Below are 3,508 nucleotides of genomic sequence, written 5' to 3' on the forward strand. Positions count from 1 at the left end.
CCCGCACACGCCGCCGGGCCGGCCCGGTCGCCGCGGGCACGTCCAGCACCGGGTTGTACGCCACCAGCGACCCACGCCCGCCCCGCTTTGCCGCGTACATGGCCACGTCGGCGCGGCGCAGCGTCTCCGCCAGGTCCCCCGGGATCACGGCGGTCATCCCGACCGTGCCGGTGACCGTCACCTCCCGGCCGCCGTCGATGGGGGCACGCCACAGCCGATCCGGGCCGCCGGGCAGCGGGCCGATGACGACCAGTTCGTCACCGCCGAGCCGGGCCACCGTGCCGTGGGCGCGGAGCTGCACGGCGACGGTGGTGAGCACGGCGTCTCCGGCGGCGTGGCCGAGGGTGTCGTTGATGGCCTTGAAGCCGTCCAGGTCGACCAGGGCGAGCCGGTGCTGCGGGTGGATCCGCCACCAGTGCTCGGCCAGACCGGCCCGGTTGAGGACGCCGGTGAGCGGGTCGGTGTGGGCCTGGTGCCGGGCCTCGGCGAGCTGCGTCTCCAGGTGGGCGACGCGGGCCTCCAGGTAGGCGAGCCGTCCGGTCGGGGCGTAGTCGGGGCCGCCGGTTCGGCTACCGCTGCCGGTGCCGGGGGCCGGCCCGAGCGGCTGCACCGGGGGCAGGTCCGACTCCGGTAGGGTCTGGTGTTGCATCTGGACTCCTCGTGTGTGCGTGTGGTCCGGGTGTGGAGCCCTCGCGCCGTGGCATCGGCCGGGGGCTCGCGTCGTGTTCGGGTGCTGCTACCTGACCGGCGTCGGCTTCGGGGCGTGAGGCCCCGACTGCCCCGGCCGGCCCGGCTGGATGGGCGCAGGCACGTGCGGTATGGCGGTCATGCGGACATCAGCGCCATCGGCGGGTCCTTTCGGTCGGGGTGGGGTGAGGGAGCGGGGTCACGCCGCCGCCTGTTTCGTGGCGGCTTCGCGGCGCTCAATGGCGAGCTCGATCTCGGCGAGCACCTGGGAGAGGTCGTCGGCGATCTGCCGGCCCTCCGGGCTGTCCGGGTCGAGCGGCTCGACCTGCGGGTGGGTGTGTGCCTTCGGAACCCTGGGCCCGGCGGGGCGAGGCGGCTGCGAGGGCGCGGACGGCGGGTGCGTCATGCCGTCACCCGACCGAACAGCGCCTCGACCGTGGTCTCCAGGTCGTTCGCCATGCGCAGCGCCAGCGGCAGGCTGACGCCCTTCTTGCCGGCCTTGATCAGGGACATATGGGTGCGTCCGATGCCGTGTTGCCGGGCCTGGGCAGTGACCGAAGTCAGCCCCTTCTTCTCGGCGAGGGCGTCGTACACCTCGACCCGAAGCCGTATGCCGTCGCCTCTAGGCAACGGTGAGTCCTTCTTTCCCGTCGCTTCCATGGTCCCGACGGTAGACCGTTGCCTAAAGCCAACGCAACACCTGACGCCAAAACACGCCGAGATCAGCCGAACGGATGGGTACCCGTACGACTCTTCGATGTCCTATCGTTGCCCGTAGGCAACACTTGGAGGAGGCCGAAAGTCATGCCCCAGCGCGTGAACGCACAGGAAGCCGACTGGATAAGACGGCGACGGAAGGTGATCCATACCGTCGCCAAAGAGCAACGGCCGCCAAACTACCGATGCCGCTGGTCAACGGCCTACGGTTCGCCTATGGGCGACGCTTCCCAACCCGCCGAAGACTGGCCCGGCTACCTCCGGCGCATGACCAAACGTCCCGGCTGGAGCGTTGCGCGCCTGGCCCGGGAAGCCGGCATCAACAAGTCCACGATCTTCGGGTGGATGAAGGGCGACGGGGTGACCGTGGCCAGCGTGAAGGCCATCGCCAAGGCTCTCGGCGACGACGAAGCCCACGCCCTTGCTGCTGCCGGGGGCGCGAAACACGGTGACGCGCTCGACGAGGACCTGCGGATCATCCTGCGCCGACTGAACTCGCCGGACGCGAGCGAGGCCGAGAAGACCGCCATCCGAGCCACCCTCAAGTACCTCGCCGACCAAGCCGACCGGGCTGAACGCCCCGACCAGGACCGTCGCGCTAGCTGATGTCCCGCCGCCGCCCCCTCGCCGCCGTACCCGACCGCCCCACCCGCGTCGTCCTCTACGTTCGGGTCTCCGCGCTCATGGGACGCGGCGGCGACGACTTCCACAGCCCTGACGTCCAGACCTCCGCGATGCGCCGCGCCACCACCGGCATGCGCGAGATCGGCGTCATCGACGACATCGACGTCTCCGGCACCCACTTCTCCCGCGATGGCATCGACCGCATCCGGGAGATGGCCCGCGCCGGCCAGATCGACGCCATCGCCGTCTACGACGTCAGCCGGTTCGGCCGCGACGTCCTCGAGAGCCTGCTCGTCCTGCGCGAGCTGTCCGAGTCCGGCGTCACGATCATCTCCGCGTGCGAGCACATCGACACATCCACGCCAGCCGGCGAGATGATGCTCATCAACTTGCTCAACCTCGCCCAGTACCGGGCGCGGGAGATTGGCCGGGCCTGGTCAGCGACTATCGCCCGCCGCGCCGAGCAGGGACGCCACCACGGGCGCCCGCCCGCCGGCTACCGGCGCGGCGACGATGGCCGCTTGGAGCCCGACCCGATCCTCGGCCCAGTCATCGCGCAGGTGTTCAGCGACTATGCCGCTGGGGCCCCTGTCCGTGAGCTACGGCGGCGGCTCCAACTGGCCACCGGCAACCCGAAGTTCGCGGCCAACAGCATGAAGAAACTCCTGGCCAACCCCACCTACCTCGGCACTGTGCACAGTCGCGGCCCCGGCGGGACCGTCGAAACCCCGGAGGCGCACGAGCCGCTCGTCAACGCCGGAACCTGGCGACGCGTCCAAGCCCGCATCGCCGCCGACCGGGTAGTGCATCCCCGCGTCCAGGACGCGAAATACAGCCTGTCCGGCATTGGACGCTGTGGGGCCTGCCAGGGGCATACCAACATCCGTCCCCACCAGCGTGGCCCGGGCATCTTTTGCCGAAACCAGTTCGAGAGCACCAGCCCATGCGGGGGATGCGGGAATCTACGCCTGGCCGCCGTGGAGGACGCCCTGCTCGACCAGGTCCGCGCCCGCGTCGAGATGCTGCGCGGAGACGTCGCGGCCCGACGTGCGCACCTCGCCAGGGCGGTACGAGCCGGCACCGATGCAGAGGCGCTCCAGCGGGAGATCGAGGCCACCCGCCGGGCAATGGCCCGGACCACCCAGCGGTGGGCGCGCGAGCAGATGGACGACCGGACCTACGAGGACACCATGGCCGACCTACGGGCCGCCGAGGCGCAACTGGCGGAGAACTTGGCGAGCGCCAGGTCGGTTGTGGAGACGGCGGCACCCGAGCTGGTGGTGTCCCTCGGCGAGAAGCTGCTGGCGTTGTGGCCGTCCATGGACGGCGGGCAGCGAAACCGGGCGCTGCGGCAGGTGTTGGTGACGGTCGCAATCCGGCCGTCAACGTATTACCGACAGCCGGCGGCGGAGCGCGTCGAGGTGCAGTGGCGCTGACGATCACCTGAGCGACGTTCGACAGCTAGCACCGACGTGCTGGT

5 protein-coding genes are annotated in these 3,508 nt (G+C 70.7%); 2 read left to right on the forward strand and 3 right to left on the reverse strand.

What is annotated here, in order from left to right; translation table 11 throughout:
• From C5N14_RS13935 to C5N14_RS13945, 3 genes are all read right to left on the reverse strand, one after another.
• On the reverse strand, positions 1-649 hold a 649-nt coding region (locus tag C5N14_RS13935), incomplete at its 3' end, for a GGDEF domain-containing protein (RefSeq protein ID WP_133305765.1).
• Positions 650-886: 237 nt separating this feature from the next.
• Complete coding sequence (locus C5N14_RS13940) at positions 887-1,093, reverse strand: hypothetical protein (protein ID WP_117668518.1); 207 nt, start codon at positions 1,091-1,093, stop codon at positions 887-889.
• Positions 1,090-1,347 (reverse strand): hypothetical protein, encoded by a 258-nt coding sequence (locus C5N14_RS13945; protein ID WP_128763581.1) that lies wholly within the window; start codon positions 1,345-1,347, stop codon positions 1,090-1,092. The genes C5N14_RS13940 and C5N14_RS13945 overlap by 4 nt, the downstream gene beginning before the upstream one ends.
• Before the next feature lie 144 nt (positions 1,348-1,491).
• On the opposite strand from C5N14_RS13945, the gene C5N14_RS13950 reads away from it, so the two are divergent.
• Both C5N14_RS13950 and C5N14_RS13955 read left to right on the forward strand, forming a co-directional pair.
• Positions 1,492-2,010, forward strand: coding sequence for a helix-turn-helix domain-containing protein (locus tag C5N14_RS13950; protein ID WP_117668520.1), 519 nt, complete (start codon positions 1,492-1,494; stop codon positions 2,008-2,010).
• Positions 2,010-3,464, forward strand: a complete 1,455-nt coding sequence (locus C5N14_RS13955; protein ID WP_117668521.1) for a recombinase family protein — start codon at positions 2,010-2,012, stop codon at positions 3,462-3,464. The genes C5N14_RS13950 and C5N14_RS13955 overlap by 1 nt, the downstream gene beginning before the upstream one ends.
• Positions 3,465-3,508: the final 44 nt, after the last annotated feature.

Source organism: Micromonospora sp. MW-13 (genome assembly GCF_003434305.1).
Taxonomy (GTDB): Bacteria; Actinomycetota; Actinomycetes; order Mycobacteriales; family Micromonosporaceae; genus Micromonospora.